The 18,290-nt window shown below is 35.3% G+C and carries 12 protein-coding genes; 2 read left to right on the top strand and 10 right to left on the bottom strand.

Annotated features, from left to right (window positions below):
- The first annotated feature begins 186 nt into the window (after positions 1-186).
- On the top strand, positions 187-972 hold the full coding sequence (locus BJL90_RS12380) for an ABC transporter ATP-binding protein (protein ID WP_070968401.1): 786 nt from the start codon (positions 187-189) through the stop codon (positions 970-972).
- A 173-nt stretch (positions 973-1,145) separates the two neighbouring features.
- Here the strand turns inward: BJL90_RS12380 and BJL90_RS12375 are convergent, their stop codons facing one another.
- Positions 1,146-1,490 carry a DUF6054 family protein gene (locus tag BJL90_RS12375; protein WP_070968398.1) on the bottom strand — a complete coding sequence of 115 codons (345 nt, stop codon included), beginning with the start codon at positions 1,488-1,490 and terminating at the stop codon, positions 1,146-1,148.
- Positions 1,491-1,718: 228 nt separating this feature from the next.
- The gene (locus BJL90_RS21945) at positions 1,719-1,892 is read right to left on the bottom strand and encodes a hypothetical protein (RefSeq protein ID WP_156778776.1); all 174 of its coding nucleotides are present in this window, start codon (positions 1,890-1,892) and stop codon (positions 1,719-1,721) included.
- Between the two features lie 259 nt (positions 1,893-2,151).
- On the opposite strand from BJL90_RS21945, the gene BJL90_RS12370 reads away from it, so the two are divergent.
- Positions 2,152-2,508, top strand: a complete 357-nt coding sequence (locus tag BJL90_RS12370; protein ID WP_070968395.1) for a hypothetical protein — start codon at positions 2,152-2,154, stop codon at positions 2,506-2,508.
- A 159-nt stretch (positions 2,509-2,667) separates the two neighbouring features.
- Here BJL90_RS12370 and BJL90_RS12365 read toward each other — a convergent pair whose 3' ends face one another.
- The 8 genes from BJL90_RS12365 to BJL90_RS12330 all read right to left on the bottom strand — a co-directional run bounded on the left by BJL90_RS12365 (position 2,668) and on the right by BJL90_RS12330 (position 18,275).
- Positions 2,668-4,083 carry a sensor histidine kinase gene (locus tag BJL90_RS12365; protein WP_070968392.1) on the bottom strand — a complete coding sequence of 472 codons (1,416 nt, stop codon included), beginning with the start codon at positions 4,081-4,083 and terminating at the stop codon, positions 2,668-2,670.
- Positions 4,080-4,763 (bottom strand): response regulator transcription factor, encoded by a 684-nt coding sequence (locus BJL90_RS12360; protein WP_070968389.1) that lies wholly within the window; start codon positions 4,761-4,763, stop codon positions 4,080-4,082. Before BJL90_RS12360 ends, BJL90_RS12365 begins: the two co-directional genes overlap by 4 nt.
- Positions 4,764-5,052: 289 nt before the next feature.
- The gene (locus tag BJL90_RS12355; RefSeq protein WP_070968388.1) at positions 5,053-6,486 is read right to left on the bottom strand and encodes a glutamate synthase subunit beta; all 1,434 of its coding nucleotides are present in this window, start codon (positions 6,484-6,486) and stop codon (positions 5,053-5,055) included.
- 3 nt (positions 6,487-6,489) lie between these two features.
- Positions 6,490-11,055: a glutamate synthase large subunit gene (gene gltB / locus BJL90_RS12350; RefSeq protein ID WP_070968384.1), complete on the bottom strand. Its 4,566-nt coding sequence runs from the start codon at positions 11,053-11,055 to the stop codon at positions 6,490-6,492.
- A gap of 324 nt (positions 11,056-11,379) precedes the next feature.
- Complete coding sequence (locus tag BJL90_RS12345; protein WP_169824214.1) at positions 11,380-14,706, bottom strand: EAL domain-containing protein; 3,327 nt, start codon at positions 14,704-14,706, stop codon at positions 11,380-11,382.
- 73 nt (positions 14,707-14,779) lie between these two features.
- Positions 14,780-15,781, bottom strand: a complete 1,002-nt coding sequence (locus BJL90_RS12340; protein ID WP_156778775.1) for a sugar ABC transporter substrate-binding protein — start codon at positions 15,779-15,781, stop codon at positions 14,780-14,782.
- 345 nt (positions 15,782-16,126) lie between these two features.
- Positions 16,127-17,944 carry a hypothetical protein gene (locus BJL90_RS12335; protein WP_070968374.1) on the bottom strand — a complete coding sequence of 606 codons (1,818 nt, stop codon included), beginning with the start codon at positions 17,942-17,944 and terminating at the stop codon, positions 16,127-16,129.
- Positions 17,945-18,011: 67 nt separating this feature from the next.
- Positions 18,012-18,275, bottom strand: a complete 264-nt coding sequence (locus tag BJL90_RS12330; protein WP_070968371.1) for a hypothetical protein — start codon at positions 18,273-18,275, stop codon at positions 18,012-18,014.
- Positions 18,276-18,290: the final 15 nt, after the last annotated feature.

Here is an 18,290-nt window from a genome sequence, read left to right as displayed (position 1 = left end):
TTTGGTACGCAATATCTTTAATTTTCTTCTTAATAACAAGAAAAATTGTATAAGCGAGTAACTTGTTATTTTTAAAAAGGAATGGGATGACTTTGTTCAGAAAATTTATTATAATATAAAAAAATAAAGAAATAACCATAGCACATTCGTTTTAGCAAACGAAGCTATGAAAAGGAGAGAATCAACTTGGTTATTGAAGCAAAACAGGTTTCACTTATAAGAAATTCAAATTATATCCTAAAGGAAATTAACTGGTCTGTATCATCAGGTCAACATTGGGCTATTTTAGGATTAAATGGTTCAGGTAAAACAAGCCTTTTAAATATGGTGAATGGATACATATTTCCTTCTAAGGGAGAAATGCAAGTTCTTAACAGTACCTTTGGAGAGTCTGATCTAAGAAAGTTAAGAAAGTCTATTGGCTGGGTGAGTACAGCTTTGCAAGAAAGGCTCTATGTTAAGGAGTCTGCGGAAGAGATCGTTATAAGCGGTAAATTTGCTTTAATAGGTTTATATGATGAACCAAAACAAGAAGACAAAGACTTAGCTAAAGATTTACTACAACGCTTAAATTGCAGCCATCTAGCAAAACGCTCCTATGCGTCTCTATCCCAAGGGGAGAAGCAGAAGGTACTTATTGCAAGGGCACTCATGTCCTCACCACGCTTATTAATCCTAGACGAACCCTGTACAGGACTAGATATTTTTGCTAAAGAACAGTTGCTTTCTATCATCGAAAACCTCAGTCAGGAAAAAAATGCTCCTACATTGATTTATGTAACCCATCGTACAGAGGAAATCCTACCGATTTTCAGTCATACCCTATTATTGCGCCGAGGAGAAGTTCATTCTTCTGGAAAAACAAGTGCAGTTTTAACCAATGATAATCTTTCTGACTTTTTTGAGGCTCCTGTTCTTTTAGAAAAATTAAAAGATCGAACTTGGTTACGACTTGCTTCTCAGTCATATTAAGCCTTTTAAAGCACTACAGCCCACCCTTCTATACTAGGATGGGCTGAATAGAATACCCCTTGTACAAAATCTGCAAGGTATTAAATCTTTAACTTATAACTTTTTTCAAGTCGCTTACCAGTAATCTATCTTATGCATTGATAAGATTATTATCACCAACCCAACCATCTTTTCTAAGTCAGTTTCTCTTCTTTTACTATAAAATCCTTTAAAATGTTTTTAATGCTGTAAGCGAAATCATCAGATGCACCCCAATCAAAATTAAAAAACAGACCCTGCGAACTTCCGGTAGCTATTGATCTAACACTTGACTTTCCTTTAAGATTGTCAGCAATAACAATTAAAGCAGCTCTATTACCTGCTCTAAAATAATACTTTTCGAAAATAATTGTGCCAGTAAACTTTTCTTCTCCTAAATCAAACAATTCTTCATGCACTAGTTCTGCACTTTGATTTTTTTTTACTAATGCTAGTGCTTCTTTAGGGGTAATACTTACCGTAAAATTATATTTACTCATTTAATAATCCTCCTTTTTACTCATTTATTAAGTGCTTCTAGGTTCTATAACTACCTGAAGCTTGCCTCGCCTAAAGTTAACCGCTTATCTCTCTTATTCCCTCAGAGTTATTAAGCCCTCCAACCCCACACTCTTTCACGCTACCCATCGAAAGTATGCTACATGATATTGTAGGGTAATGATTTTTTTCATACAACTCATGATACCGACTAAAAAAGGATGATGGAACTATTTATCATTTATCCTTTTACTAATTTCATTTAAATCTAATTGGATTTCTTGAAGGTGCAACTTTAACATATCTAATTTCTCTTCTGTTCTTTTTACTTGCTTAGGAATACCAAAGGCAACCTTATATATTAGATATCCAGTCCCTAGTAGTATTAAAAATGTTTCTACCATTTACCCTCCTCCTCTCTCACTTCTCATGTCATCTAATTACTAGATTTCTTTATCATAATCACTTCAACACTTCTTCTAAAATAACCTCTAATTATTATACTATTTCGTAAAAAAAGAAAAACAACTATCTCCTAGAAGTATTGTCATTACCTTTGATGATGACTACCAATGTAATTACATTAGTTTGCCATAAAGCTGTCACACATGGAGAGTATACTGTTACTGTAAGACAAAATCACATTTAAAGGAGATGTTGAAAATGAAGAAAGGCATTTTAGCTTTAGGTCTAGGCCTAACACTGACTATAGCAGGAGGCAGCTTAGCTTTTGCAGATACGCAGCCTGTTGGAAATGGCTTGCAGCTCTACAAAGCCGCTACTTCTACAGAGGAGCTTCTTGAATTAAAACTTTCAAAACTTGATCAAATGGTATCTACTGAAAGGTTAACACAAGAACAAGCAGATACTTATGCAGCTCAGATTCAAGAGAGAATGAATCATTGTACAAACATTGGTGAAAACAGAGACCGTCAAGAAAGATTAGCAATTGGTTTTGGCAGAACAACAGAAAAAGGAGCCTTCAAAGGAGCTGGCAATAGATTTGGTTTTAATCGATAGCGCACTCCTCCAGTTAAAGTCGAATACTGGGAAACCAGTCGGAGACGCTGCTCCACCTGATCCAAAGCCCACTTACAGAAGCAAGGTCTTCGCCTAGTAAAGTATTTGATAAAAACCCTAGAAGCGTACTATTTGTTCCAATAGTGCGCTTTTTTTATTTTATCTGCTATATTTTTTTAGGTCAAAATAAAAACAAACACCATTATTAGTATTTTTAACACCATAGCTACTGCCATGAAGCTCTAAAACATTTTTTACAATAGCTAATCCTAACCCTGTACCGCCTTTTTCTTTCCCCCCCTTATAAAAACTCTCCCAAACACAGGGTATATCTTCTTCTAAAATTTTTTCCCCATCATTATAAATGCTGGTCCAGATTTTTGTTCCTTCGTCGTCAATAGATAGTTTTATGCTTCCCCCATGATAAGCATGATTCACTGCATTTTGCAACAAATTTGTTAAAACCTGTTCTATTCTATATTCATCCCCTAATACGAGGCTATCATATCCATTTCCTTTAATTTCAAATAAGAGTTCTTTTTCTTTTTTCATCAATTCAAATTTACCAAGAACTCTATTTATAAGATCTCCATAATTAAATTTTTCCATATTGATCCTAAAAGTCCCGGATTCAAGTTGACCTAAGTCTAACATCTCTCTTATTAACCTACTCATTCTGTGAATTTCCATTTCAATGATTGTAAAATACTCCGCCACTTCTTCTTCACTAACCGCTATATCATCCTGCAGTGCTTCAATGTAACCGCTGATTATGGATATAGGTGTCTGTAATTCATGGGAAACTCGAGAAACAAACTCTTTTCTCATCTTTACTAGATTTTTTTCTTTAGCTAACTCTTTTTCTAACTTTCCAATTGTTACTTGTAATCGATCTGTTAAAAAATTCAATGTTTCCCCTAATTGTCCAATTTCATCCTGTCGATTTTCCTCCCATTTAACGTTGAAGTTTAGATTGGTCATTTCTTTTGCGATGCTATTCAGCTTCAACAAAGGATGAATTAATTTTCTTGAAAAGAAAGCTGCAAGAAGAAGTGCAACTATGATTCCTATTCCTAACAAATAAATATAAAATCCTCTAGTAATAGAAATAGCTTCTTCGATGGTTTGAAAATGTATCTGCATTAAGTAAACATATTGCTCCCCTGGCACCACAACCACAAGGAATTCCGAATTTTGTCTAGTCCCTGATACATGGTAAAAAGTAGTTTTGCCAGATAACACAGCTTGCCATTCTTTAGAAGGCACCCTCATGCCTCTAAACTGTCCTGTCATACCTTCATGGTAAAGCATATTTCTTTCTTTATCAAAAACTGCCACCCTTCCGTTGATTCCTGCTGCAATAGATTCTACAAGTTCCAATGAAGTATGATCCAGCCCACTTCTTCCTACAACTGCTTCAATTTCTTTTGCATAACCTTCTAATATTTTCACCTTTTCATGTTGATAATACTGAGGTAAAAATTTCATCTGTATTAACCATAACACAGCAACCATCATCATTGTAAATAAAAGAAAAAATAGAAATAGTCTAGTAAAAATAGATTTTATTTTCATATTTTTACCTCAAACCGATATCCAGTTCCTCGTATTGTTATAATTTTATCTCCATAATCCTTTAGTTTTTGGCGTAATCTTTTAATATGAGTATCAACAGTTCTTAAATCTCCATAATAGTCATATCCCCAAACAGCATTTAGGATCATTTCTCTTGTGAGGGCTTGATTTTTATTGTGTATCAAATACAGCAATAAATCATATTCTTTAGGACTTAATTCAAGAATACAATCTCTTAACATAACTTGATGAGATTTTTTGTCCACCTTTAGCTCCTCAATTTTTATAATGTCCAAAGATATCACTTCACTACTTCTTTTCAACAATGCCTTTATACGCGCCACCAATTCTTTTACACTGAAGGGTTTTGTCATATAATCATCTGCCCCTAATTCAAAACCAAATAGTTTATCACTCTCTTCGCTTCGAGCAGTTAGCATAATAATAGGAATATTACTTTCTTCCCGTATCCTTTTACACAATGCCCAGCCATCGTACTTAGGAAGCATAATATCTAAAATCACAAGATCAATTTTGTTTTCCTGCCATATCCTCATTGCTTCTAACCCATCACCTGCTTCAAAAACATGTGCTCCTTCTTTCAACAAGTACGTTTTTACTAGTTTTCGAAGTTTTTCTTCATCTTCTACCAAAAGAAGCTTTGTCCCTACCACTAACATCACTCCGTTTCTATTTTAAGATATTTACTTTATGATTGTATTTAATATTTCTATTTTATCAGATTATTTGATTTATATCGTGGTTTCTCGTAAAAAACTTCTTATTTGCTTAGTCGAGTTTATTTCTAGAATGTAGTACTATCTTCCACTTGCAAAAGCGGGCGTCTTAGCAATACACCGAAGGATAAAGAAAGATACCTCTCTTAAGAAAGTAATTCTTAAAAGAAGTATCTTTTTATAGCTCTTATAATACTGTATACCGTCCACTGTATTTCAATATAGGACTTTTCTATCCCTTAAGAGAGGTTTCTCCCATTAAATATTCATCAATAGCCTTTGCTGCCTTTTGACCTTCTTCTATTGCAGAAACTACTAAAGATTGTCCTTTTCGCATATCGCCGGCTGCAAAAACCCTTTCAACGGTAGTTTCGTATTTATGATTCGTGAAAACATTTCCTCTATCGTCTAATACAACGTCTAATTCCTGCAATAAACCTTCTTTTTCTGGGTGCACAAAGCCCATTGCCAAAAGAACTAAATCCACTTTTAACTCAAAATCTGAATCAGGAATTCTGTTCATGATCATATTACCTTCAACGCTATTTTCCCACGCTACCTTACATCCATGCATGGTGGTTACCTTTCCACTTTTCCCTGAAAACTTCAAGGTATCAATACACCAATCTCTCGTGCAACCTTCTTCATGAGAAGTGCTTATTTTCAAGGTTCTTGGATATAAAGGCCATGGCATGGTTTCATCTCTGGTTTCTGGAGGTTTTGGCATGATTTCAAATTGGTATACTTCTTTAGCACCTTGTCTTACAGAAGTACCAATACAGTCTGAGCCTGTGTCGCCACCACCTATCACTAGTACTGTTTTATTTTTAGCAGATATTTCGTTTTCAACAGTTTTTCCTGCATTTTTTTTATTTTGTTGTGTTAAAAACTCCATTGCAAAGTGTATTCCTTTAAGCTCTCTCCCTTCTACTTTTAAATCTCTGGGAACGGTGGATCCTCCTGTTAAAAGCACAACATCGAAATCTTCCAATAGCTGCTTTGTTTTATAATCAATCCCTACATAGGTATTAGTTTTAAAGACAACCCCTTCTTCCTTCATGAGGTTTACTCTTCTATCAATAACATGCTTTTCAAGCTTAAAGTCAGGGATACCATATCTTAAAAGCCCGCCTATCTCATCAGCTTTTTCAAATACTATAATACTGTGTCCAACAGAGTTTAGTGCATAAGCAGCAGATAATCCCGAAGGCCCTGAACCGATAACTGCAACTTTTTTTCCTGTTCTCACTTTTGGAGGATTTGGTTTAACCCATCCTTCCTTAAAAGCCTTTTCTATAATATTCAATTCAATTTCACGAATAGAAACAGCTTCTCTGTTAATCCCTAAAGTGCAAGAACCTTCACACAATGCAGGACAAATTCTTCCTGTAAACTCTGGGAAACAATTGGTAAGTCTTAACCTTTGATAAGCTCTTTCCCATTCGCCTCTATAAACGAAGTCATTAAAATCTGGTATGATATTCCCCAAAGAACAACCCCAATTACAAAAAGGTGTTCCACAATCCATACATCTAGCCCCCTGCTGCATAAGGCTATCTTCTGGAAACGCAAGATACAACTCTTTATAATCCTTTATCCTTTCTGCTACAGGCCGTTTTGGAGAAGTTTGTCTATTGTATTCTTTAAATCCATATAATTTTCCCATAACCTATGCCTCCTTACTGCTACAAACTTCCATCAATGCAGCATCTACTAATTTTTCCGCCCTCTGCTGCTTCATTTTCTCAAGCACAGATTTATAAGCTGGAGATATAACTTTCTTCAACTTGTTACTATATTGATCCCAATCTCTGAGAATACGACCTGCCTTTTCACTATTTGTAAGCTGATAATGTTCTTCAACCATACTAAAAATTACTGCTAATTCTTCTTTTTCCTCTACACTTTCCACGGTAACCATGCTCTTATTACATTTTCCTTCGAAATCCCCATCTACATCAAGTACATACGCTACGCCACCGCTCATACCTGCTGCAAAGTTTCTTCCGGTTTTTCCTAGAACCACTACTACACCACCGGTCATATACTCACAGCAATGATCTCCTACACCCTCAACAACAGCTAATGCACCACTATTTCTAACAGCAAACCTTTGGCCTACGATGCCATTAATGAAGACTTTACCACTGGTGGCTCCATAAAGAATAGTATTTCCTGCAATTACATTCTCATCTTGTTTATAAGAGGCTGTTCTAGGGGTTTTTATCACAAGCTTGCCACCTGATAAACCTTTACCAACATAGTCATTTGCTTCTCCTTCAAGAACGAGGGTTAAACCTTTAACACAAAAAGCACCAAAGCTTTGACCTGCTGAACCGGTGAGTTCAAAGAGGATTGTATCCTCTGGTAATCCTTCCTCTCCATACTTTTTAGCAATCTTTCCACTTAACATAGCACCTACAGAACGGTCTACATTTTTTATTTCAAAGCTTGCTCGAACTTTACATTTATCGTCTATAGCATACTGTGCTACCTGTAAAAATTTATAATCCATCAATTTATCTAAACCATGATCCTGCGACTTCACACAATAAGGTTTAATTCTCTTTGGCATGTCTGGCTTATATAAAATAGAAGAAAGATCTACTTTATTTGCCTTCCAATGCTTCAGGCTTTTATTGGCTTCAAGAAGATCTACACGACCTATCATTTCATTCATGGTTCTAAAACCAAGTTGCGCCATGATCTCTCTTACCTCTTGTGCAATGAAAGTGAAGAAGTTAATAATATATTCTGGTTTTCCTCTAAAATTCTTTCTAATTTCTGGATCCTGCGTGGCTATGCCCATTTCGCAGGTGTTTTCATGGCAATTTCTTAACATGGTACAACCTAAAACCACTAAAGCTGTGGTAGCAAATCCAAATTCCTCTGCACCCAATAGGGCAGCAATGGCAACATCTCTCCCCGTTTTTAACTGACCATCTGTTTGAAGTCTTACTCTGCTTCTTAGATTGTTTAAAAGTAATACCTGCTGTGCTTCTGCAACCCCTAATTCCCAAGGTGTGCCTACATGTTTTATTGACGAAACCGGTGATGCTCCAGTACCTCCGTCATGCCCACTTATAAGAATCACATCTGCATGAGCTTTTGCAACTCCGGCAGCTACTGTACCTACCCCAACCTCAGATACCAACTTAACGCTGATTTTTGCAGAAGCATTCACACTCTTTAAATCAAAGATTAATTGAGATAAATCCTCTATAGAATAAATATCATGGTGTGGTGGTGGTGAAATCAAATCAATCCCTGGTGTAGAATTTCTTGTTCTTGCAATCGCCTTATCCACCTTGCTTCCAGGAAGCTGCCCACCTTCTCCTGGTTTTGCTCCCTGTGCCATCTTAATTTGAATTTCATCAGCATTCACGAGGTATTCTGCAGTAACCCCAAAGCGAGCTGAAGCTACCTGTTTTATTGCACTTCTTTTTAAATCACCATTTTCTTCTCTTTTATATCTTTCAGCATCTTCTCCGCCTTCTCCAGAGTTACTCCTAGCCCCTAATCTATTCATAGCAATCGCTATGGTTTCATGGGCTTCTTTACTAATGGAACCGAAGGACATAGCACCAGTACAAAATCTTTTTACAATTTCACCAATTGGCTCTACCTCGCTAATGGAAATTGGATTACTTTCTTTAAACTTCAATAATCCTCTGATAGTACAAAGGTGTTCACTTTGATCGTTAATCACTTCTGCATATTCCTTATAGATACCATAATCATTATTCCTCGTAGCCACCTGAAGTTTGTAAATAGTTTCTGGGTTGAATAAATGATATTCTCCATCTTTTCTCCATGAATAGATGCCACCTACATCCAGTTCTGCAATTGGTTTTCTGATTTTATTAAAAGCATTTCTATGACGGATCAAGACCTCTTCTCCAATGGTTTCGATCCCTACTCCCTCTACCCTAGAGGGGGTTCCGTCAAAATAGTCATTGATAAATTCACTGGATAATCCAATGGCTTCAAATATTTGCGCACCATGATAGCTTTGTAGGGTTGAAATTCCCATTCTAGAAAGAATTTTCAATAAGCCCTCTGACAATGCTTTTACATAATTTTTTTCAGCTTTTTCAAAGTCTATATCCTTTAAATCTCCTTTTTTAATTATAGCGTCTATGGATTCAAAAGCTAAGTATGGATTAATTGCTGTAGCACCATAACCAATCAATAAAGCCATGTGCATTGTTTCTCTTGCCTCTGCTGTCTCAACAATAATAGAAATTTTTGTTCTTGTTTTTTCTTTAATGAGATGGTGTTGCAAAGCAGCAACTGCCAATAAACTCGGTATAGCTGCATCATAAGACCCCACATTTCTATCACTCAGAACAACGATATTATAGCCTTCTTCAATTCTTTTAGATGCTCTTTCACAGACCTGCTGTAACGCTGCCTTAAAACCTTCGATACCTGTATCGTATTTAAAGGTAATTGGAATCGTAGTTGTCTTAAAATCTTTGTTTCTTAGAGCTTTTATTTTTGCCATTTCTAGGTTGGTTAATATCGGTGTATTAATTTTTATAAAAGCTTGGTTAGGAAGTTCCTTGTTTAATATATTTTCTTGTGTTCCAATAAAGTTTGTAAGAGACATCACCATGTTCTCTCTTATACAATCTATTGGAGGATTTGTTACTTGAGCAAATAATTGTTTAAAGTAAGAAAATAAAAGCTGTGGTTTATTAGACAATACTGCTAATGGTGTATCATTCCCCATAGAACCTATGGGCTCTTTCCCTGTGCTAGCCATGGTGCCAAGGATTTTTTTTAAATCCTCTAGCGTATAACCAAAGGCTTGTTGTTTTTCTATTAAGCTTTCCACTTCGGTTTCTGATTTTTCACCACTATTTTCTAATTGATCCAAAGTCATTCTGCAGCTTTCAACCATCTCTCTGTAAGGCTTTTCTGTGCAAATCTTTTTCTTCAATTCATGATCTGGAATAATTCTACCTTCCTTGGTATCCACTAGAAATATTTTTCCTGGCTTTAATTTTCCCTTCGATTCAATTTCCTTAGGATCAAGCTCCAAGGCTCCTGCCTCTGATGCTAAGACCACAAGGCCATTTTTTGTAATCACATAGCGTGCAGGTCTTAATCCATTTCTATCCAGTACTGCGCATACTTGCGTCCCATCTGTACAAGCTACTGCAGCAGGTCCATCCCATGGTTCCATAAAGGAAGCATGATATTCATAAAAAGCTCTTTTATAGGGTGCCATCACATCGTTGTCCCTCCAAGTTTGAGGAATCAACATCATCAATGAATGGGCCAAACTTCTTCCGTCTGCAACAAGAAGCTCAAGGACATTATCAAAGGATGCTGAATCACTGGCGTTTGCACCAATAATTGGAAAGAGTTTATTGATTTCCTTGCCAAATACCTCTGACTTTAATACACCTTCTCTAGCGTTCATCCAATTTCTATTTCCTCTAATGGTATTAATCTCTCCATTATGGGCAATATATCTAAACGGATGTGCTAAATCCCATGTAGGGAATGTATTGGTGCTGTATCTTTGGTGTACTAAGGCAATAGCGCTTTTAAAATTAATATCGTTTAAATCTACATAATATTGGTTAATCTGATCTGCCAATAAAAGACCCTTGTAAACAATAGTGTTGCTAGACATGCTGCAAATGTAGAAATATTCTGAATTTCTTTCGATTAATCTTTTAACTTCATTTTCTGCTTTCTTGCGGATAATATATAGTCGTCTTTCAAAGGATTCTTGGTCTATACCTTGAGCCTTTTCTACAAATACCTGTCGGATGGTTGGTTCAGTTCCCTTTGCTGTTTCACCTATATTTCTATTATCTGTGGGAACATCCCTCCATCCTAAGACTTTTTGACCCTCTTCTTCTACAACGCGTTCAACAATTCCCTCACATCGAAGTCGCAATGCTGGCTCTTTTGGTAAAAAAATCATTCCAATACCATATTCTACTGGACTAGGCAGGCTAATCCCTAAGTTATCACAGTATATCCTAAAAAATTCATGTGGAATCTGTGTTAGAATGCCTGCACCATCACCTGTCTTGGGATCTGAACCCACAGCACCCCTATGGGTTAAATTTACAAGAACTTTAAGACCTTTTTTTACAATGTCATGGGTTTTTTCACCTTTAATACTAGCAACAAAACCAACACCACAGCTGTCCTTTTCAAACTGGGGATCATAAAGGCCTTGCTTTAAAGGATACCCAATATTGTTCATCATTTGTCATTCCCCCTTTATGTAATTTTGTAGTTCATATTCACCATAGCTTATGCACTTCTAAAATGTCAGATTTGTATTTTAAACACATCATCTATATTATTTTAGTATGGCTATTATAAGAACTTCATTTTTATTCTTTATATATTACCATAAAATTTAGAATTTTAACAAAAAAATTTCAAAAAAATTTTGTTCTTTTTTCAAAAATACTGTTAAAATAGTTTGCTTTACTTATTTGAACAAAAGATCTTTGTCTTCAAAAAAACAAAGTTAGCGGTTCTATAGATAGGACCGCTAACTTTGGTTATAAAATTCAGCTGCAATTCAAGGGGAAGTTTTGCTCTCCGTGATCATCTCTATAAATCCCTCTGCACTTAAAGGTTTACTAAAAAGATATCCTTGAATTTCATTACACTTATAGGTCTTTAATAATGATAACTGTTCTTCTGTCTCCACACCTTCAGCGATTACTTTTAAGTCAAGGCTATGTGCCATATTGATAATAGAAGCTACTATAGCAGCATTTCTAGAACTATGATTAATGCTATCAATAAAGATTTTATCAATTTTCAGTTTATCTACTTCAAATTCTCTTAAGTAAGCCATTGACGAAAAACCTGTCCCAAAATCATCAATAGAAATTTTTACACCTATATCTTTCAGCTGCTGGATAATCGCTATGGTTCTCTCCATATTTTGCATAATACAATTTTCTGTGATTTCTAATTCTAAGTGCTCAGGGCTAAGCCCTGTCTCCTTTAGAACCTTTGAAACAATTTCTACAATGTTTTGGTGCTGAAATTGTTTTGCTGAAATGTTTACAGAAACACTTAAATCTCTATAGCCCACATGATGCCACATTACATTCTGTAAGCAAGCTGATTTTAATACCCATGCCCCTATAGAAATAATAAGCCCCGTCTCCTCTGCTAATGGAATAAAGTCATTGGGTGACACCAAACCCATTTCTGGATGCTGCCATCTCACTAAAGCTTCACAACCTACTACTTTTCCCGTTTCTACATCAACTTTAGGCTGATAGTGCAGAAAAAATTCGTTTTGGTCTATTGCTTTTCGTAAATTATTCTCCATATTTAATCTTTCTATTGCGTAGGAATTTATGGTAGATGTATAGAGTTGAAGATTATTTCTTCCATCATCTTTAGCTTTATACATTGCAATGTCTGCATTCTTTAAAAGCGTTTCTATATCATCTCCGTGATAAGGATAAAGACTAATCCCTATACTGGCTGAAATGAACAGTTCGTATTCATTGATTGTAAATGATTGCTTTAAAATATCCAACATTCTTTCAGCTACTTTTACAGCATCTTGATGTTTTTCTATGTTAGAAAGCAATACTGTAAACTCGTCACCGCCCATACGAGAAATAATATCATCCTTAGAGATACACTTATTTAGCCTGGCTGCTGCCTCTCTAAGCAACTGATCACCAGTTGCATGCCCTAATGTATCATTTATAATCTTAAATTGATCAAGGTCTAAAAATAAAATAGCAATTTTCCTTTTATTCGTATCTGCTTTTTTTATTGCAGCCGCTACTCTCTCATTGAAGAAAATTCGGTTGGGTAATCCTGTCAAAGTATCATAGTAGGCCATATGTCTAATTTTTTCTTCTGCTTTCCGATGCTGTGTGATATCAATAGCAGAACCAACTACTTCTTTAACAACACCTCCTTCTATGATAGGAGATAGGGTTACATAAAAAACGCTGCGCTTAATCTTAACATCAAAGTTTTCCACTTCTCCATTAAAAGCTTTTATAAAATAACCTTCTATATAGTTAGCGAGCTTTTTAGGTGAGAATTCTTTAAGCGTCTTGCCATAAACGTCTTTGGTGCTTATCCCCAATTTCGTGGCCAGTTTTCCTCCAAAAAGAATAAAAACAATATTGCCTTTTACATCCTTTTTCAATTTAAAAACAAGATTTTGCAGATTTTGTACCATTTTTCGAAGATCATCCTTCAAAATATCCTGCAAAGCTTGTTCCGCCTCTATACGTCTTAATGCTCCGCCAATACTTATTGCAGCTATTTTTAAAGTATCCTTTTCCACTTTAGACCACCTTCGTTCTTTCAAACGAACATCGAACCCCATAAAACCCCCAAAATTATGGTCAATGAATATAGGAATAATTAATATAGATAGTATATCTTTAGAACGAAGGATTGCTCTTTCAGCTTCAAGAAAATCCTTGGCAGATCCACAAATACTTTCACCAGAAGACAGTACATCATACCAATATGTAAGGGCTGTTTCTGTATAAGAAATATTTTGCAAATCTGGATTATCTAGCTGTGATTCCACACCCTCCCTGCACCATTCATAACACTGACTCGTCACCAGTTCCTTTGTATCCTCACTTATATGATTGCGAAAGATATACACCCTATCAGCCATCGTTGTTTCACCTAATATCTCCAATGCCTTATAAAAAGCGAAGGCATACTCCGTCGTCTTCAAAAGCTCATTGGTGGCATTGGTAATACCCTTTAGTAATCTTTCTCTATTCAGTAATTCTTGTTTCATCCGCATCCGATCTTTTACACTGTTTAAAAAAGCATTGAACCCAGTAACCAACTCACCAATTTCATCATTAGCGTGTATTTCTAGTTTACTACTTGTCTCCATGTTTCCCTCCTGGAGTTTTTTAAATAGTTCAGTTATTTTTCTGATGGGAAACAAATATTTTTTTGATATTAAACTTACAAATAGCAAAAGTGTTAGAAAGTAAAAAATCATAAGCAAAATTAAGTTATTGGTAATAACTGAGGTTTTTCTATTAATCGTACTTAACGGTATAAGCGTTATGGTCCTCCATCCGCTCTTGTTGGAACTTATATAAGTAACCATGGTTTCTTCACCATCAATATTATGTATAAAGCTGCCGCTATCCCTGCTTAGTTTTTCTACAAAGGAAGGATTTATTTCTCGCCCTACCATCCCTTTATCCGGATGATGAACAATACGATTCTTATTATCAACAATCATATACAGTGCTTCTTCAAAAGTATTGTTTTGAATATTTTCTGTAAAAGCATCAATAGCATAATTAATCATCAAAAACCCTATTGCTTTTTCTTTCATTGTATCTGTATCTACTATCTTAATTACTTTTGATGCAGTAACCACCTTATTGTGCTTAGAGTTAAAGTGAATATTATCCTCTATGCCATGCCACATCAAAATGGAATTCATTTCCATCGACTCTTCAAAAAGGTTTTGCTGTAAATTCCTATTAATATTACGATAATTTAATGTTTCTCCCACGTGATAGTGGGCACCATTCATAGAAAACAAGTCAATAGAAACCAGCCCTTTAAGATTTGAATATCCGCTTAATAGATAACCGATCTTCGCCTGTGCCGCTAATCTATTATAACTATTATCATTATTTTCATTCATCAGCGTATTTCTAATGTCATCTAATCCAGATAAGTTAATAATTAAGCTCTCAATATTCTGCATAACTAACTCAAAATTTTTTTCCTTATTATACATGATGTCATAAGTAAATTTATTTATTTCTTGCTTAAACATACTATTAGTTTTATGATATACAAGCAATCCATATAATGAGGTAGGAAGTATACAGCCTATAAAGAGATAGATAAACACTTTTTTAGTCATATTTACTTTTAGTTGTTTTCTTCCCATAATAAAACCCTTTCCTAAACATATTTCAGTACAAAATCTAAAAGAATTACCTTAGACTTTCTATGTCAACTACTTTTATTGGAATAAGAGTTTTTTCCGGTACACCCTTACCCTCAATCATCTTTACCGCATACATTACACCTGTATACCCTTGAAGATCTGCCTGTTGGTCAATCGTTACCTTCATAGCACCCTTTCTTATCGCCTTTTTTGCTTCTTCAAGAGCATCGAAACCAGCAATCAATACATTTTCTTTATTTTCTTTCACCAAGTACTCAATGACACCTAGCGCCATCATATCGTTGGCACAGAAAATTATACCGATGTCAGGATGCTCTTTGAAAATCTGACTTATTACAGAGAAGGCCTCATCAATTTTCCAGTTAGCAGTCTCTATAGCTACTAAATCAATATTTTTATTCTCTTCAAAGGCTTTTAACGCTCCTTTTTTACGTTCTTCTGAATTTTTAGCACCTAAAATGCCTTCTAGGATGATAGCTTTTGTAGGTTTTGTAACTTGATCAGCAATGTACTTCGCCGCTTCATAGCCTCCTTGTTGATTATCTATACTTATAAAAGGCACATTTATTAAACCCATTTCTTTAGATATTTGGAAGTCCAGCTTATTATCTATATTTACTATTGCTATTTTCGCATCCTGTGCTTTCTTAAGTACAGGAATAAGTTCTGTAGAATGTCCCGGTGCTATAACAATGGCATCTACCCTCAACTTTATTAGTTCTTCTACAATAGCAATCTGTTGTTGAATGGAGGTTTCTTGTGCACCAGTTCTAACCAAAAGACGAATGCCTAATTCCTCTTCTGCTTTCCGTGCCCCCAATTCCATATCAATAAAAAATGGATTTGTTAGAGTCTTCATAACCAACCCTATGGTTGTTTTAGCGCTTTCTAAAGCATCCTTGTCTCCCTCTTCTTTGGTATGATCTTCTATAACAAAACCCTCTACATTCTCATCAGGGGCTTTACTACAACTAGAAAAAATAATTGCTATCAATAGTAGTATCATATAGATACCTACTTTTTTCATAAAAAACATCTCCTTACCATCTATCCTATTTTCACTGAAGCAGGCTTCCTAATCTCTTGCTTTCATTAAAAAATTTCACTTTCAGTTATAATTTAGTTCAACAAAAGTCCAAGAAATCCTCTTAATATTTAGCTTTTCTTCCTTTTCCTGCCACCTTTGTCTTTAAATGATAGATATACACCTCCATACTTAAATTCTAATAGACATTGTTTATCTTTGCATCCTTGGCCAAAACTGTAACCAAAGTTAGAATACGGCAATTTATAGGTCTATACTTTTAAAATAATTACCCCATATCCTAGATATGGGGTAATGAATCATGAAAACATAGCTATATTCTTGCTTTTACAGTGAGCTCAGATTTTCCTTCGTCAGTTTCGTAGGCTTCCAAATGCTTTGATTTATCTTCTCCAAGACCAACTTATATATTTCTTGGTTATCTGCCTGTAAAAAAACCTTTACTGCATTGGCATCTTCAGCACTAGGCGCTAGATGGGGTATGCCACTCATCCAAAATTGAATCTGTCCCATCATTACTTCCTTATTCTCAAACTCTCCTGAAAAAAGTTTCCCAGTCTGAATTTTATCGATCGTTTCCTGAACCACTTCTTCTATTTCTTTTCTCTCTGCAGCATAAGGGAAAGTACTAAACCCTGTTATATACCAGTTTTCCCCCTGTTTTATTAATTCTAAAGCGTAATCCATTGCAACGCCTCTGCCATAGGGATTTTTTGTATTTACACCAATCGTTATAGACGCATTATTCCCATTGATTTCATAATGCTTTAGATGAATCTCCATAACATAATCCGAATTTTGTGATTTATGATTTCTTTCTTGAAACATCTTTTCCATATCAAAATAGGCCCATTGCTCTGGTAAACTAGTATTCTTAAAGTAGTTTTGTAGATGGTTCCAGTTCTTTACTCCCCGAAGCTCCAAATCATAAAATATACGCATTGCTCCCCTAACTGTTATAAAGATCTCCTGCAGCTCATCTCTTTCTTCATTCTCTATAGAACTATTATCCTTCCCCAGCTTATTTTGGAGAAAATCCACCTGCTGCCATTCTGATCCACTAATGTAACCAGATTTCCCATCAGGCAATACTGCAATACTAGCACCATTAACCGCTAACTTTTTTAATTCATTTCCATTACTGCTCACAATATACAAGTAAAATAAATTTGCTTCAACATCTTCTGTTTTTGTAGTATAAGCAATTTTTCCATCATCAATAAACTTAACATCATAAATATACTCTTTTGTTAAAGTGATTATTTTATCTGAAGCATTAATGTCCGGGACATAATATAAGCCAAACCCCCTCTCACCCACTACCACCAGAGACTTTTGATAGGCATCCCTAAAGATCCCTGAAATTAAACTTTTAATAATTTTTCCCTGTTTGTCCAGAATCACTGTTTTTGTATCACCATTGGTTAAATCCCACTTTGTTCCGTAATAATAATTGCTATCTAATTTTCCCTTATAATAAGTCTCCTCTCTTGTCTCATAGGCTTCTACCTTCTTTTGAGAGTTTAAGTAGTAAATGCTAGCATTTGCCAAGTCAGGTTGCTCCGAGTAAAGTTTATTTTCATCAATGGGCGACCAAAAAAAGTTGGCAATGTTATCTTGCGTCAGCTTTTCTTCCATAACAGTCGTTTTGCTTTTTACGTTGTAAATAGTCAATCTTTCACCGCCACCAAAAGCTACCATATTCTCCTCTGTATTCCACAGCACCTTAGAAATAAAAGGGATATTTTCTGCGATAATCTCCTGTTCCTTACTTTCTATATCCTCCTTAATAACTCTGACTTTCTCTCTCGTCTCTCCTTTGATTACTTGAAAAGAAGTATCTGATTCCATCTTCTCCATAAAATACATTTCTTTTCCATCTGGAGAAATTGTCAACAATATTCGGTTTGAATCATATTGACTCATTAAGCTTTGGTTGACATATTTTTGAAAAGGGATTCTCCCCTCAATATTTAACATATCCCCTAGCTGTTCTTCAGAAAAATGATCCTCTTTCATGACATAAACTTGTCCTTCCTTTATTTCCTGTTGCGTACAACCTACCAAGATGAAGATAAAGAAAAGAAAAAAGATTGCTCTTTTCATGCTATCATTCCTTCCATCGATTTCTCCTTCATTATACATTTTTTAAGGTACAAAGAAAAGAGACCTCTGTTTTAAGAGGTCTCTTTAATCATCTATAATATTAGCTTTATTCTGCTTTTTCAGCTTCTACATCTGCAGCGTCAGCATCAGCATCTTCTTCAGCATCAGTTTCTTCTTCAACTTCAGTTTCTTCTTCAGCTTCTACATCTGCATCTACATCTGCATCTACATCTTCAACTTCAGCATCTACTTCTTGTTCTTGCTCTACTACTGGTTCACCTTGGTCTGCTGGCTCCTCAGTCTTGCTACAACCAACTAATGCAGTTAGTCCTAACATAAGCGCTAATAAGATTGCAAATACTTTTTTCATGATTAACATCCTCCC

It is taken from the genome of Clostridium formicaceticum (assembly GCF_001854185.1).
GTDB classification, from domain to species: domain Bacteria; phylum Bacillota; class Clostridia; order Peptostreptococcales; family Natronincolaceae; genus Andreesenella; species Andreesenella formicacetica.
This window is presented reverse-complemented; position numbering and strand designations above follow the sequence as displayed.

Bases quoted from the DNA above. Each gene is read 5' to 3' on its own strand.
- BJL90_RS12335 (WP_070968374.1), bottom strand. From the start codon at position 17,944: ATGTATAATGAAGGAGAAATCGATGGAAGGAATGATAGCATGAAAAGA.
- BJL90_RS12365 (WP_070968392.1), bottom strand. From the start codon at position 4,083: ATGAAAATAAAATCTATTTTTACTAGACTATTTCTATTTTTTCTTTTA.
- gltB (WP_070968384.1), bottom strand. From the start codon at position 11,055: ATGATGAACAATATTGGGTATCCTTTAAAGCAAGGCCTTTATGATCCC.
- BJL90_RS12375 (WP_070968398.1), bottom strand. From the start codon at position 1,490: ATGAGTAAATATAATTTTACGGTAAGTATTACCCCTAAAGAAGCACTA.
- BJL90_RS12355 (WP_070968388.1), bottom strand. From the start codon at position 6,486: ATGGGAAAATTATATGGATTTAAAGAATACAATAGACAAACTTCTCCA.
- BJL90_RS12330 (WP_070968371.1), bottom strand. From the start codon at position 18,275: ATGAAAAAAGTATTTGCAATCTTATTAGCGCTTATGTTAGGACTAACT.
- BJL90_RS12360 (WP_070968389.1), bottom strand. From the start codon at position 4,763: ATGTTAGTGGTAGGGACAAAGCTTCTTTTGGTAGAAGATGAAGAAAAA.
- BJL90_RS21945 (WP_156778776.1), bottom strand. From the start codon at position 1,892: ATGGTAGAAACATTTTTAATACTACTAGGGACTGGATATCTAATATAT.
- BJL90_RS12370 (WP_070968395.1), top strand. From the start codon at position 2,152: ATGAAGAAAGGCATTTTAGCTTTAGGTCTAGGCCTAACACTGACTATA.
- BJL90_RS12340 (WP_156778775.1), bottom strand. From the start codon at position 15,781: ATGAAAAAAGTAGGTATCTATATGATACTACTATTGATAGCAATTATT.
- BJL90_RS12345 (WP_169824214.1), bottom strand. From the start codon at position 14,706: ATGACTAAAAAAGTGTTTATCTATCTCTTTATAGGCTGTATACTTCCT.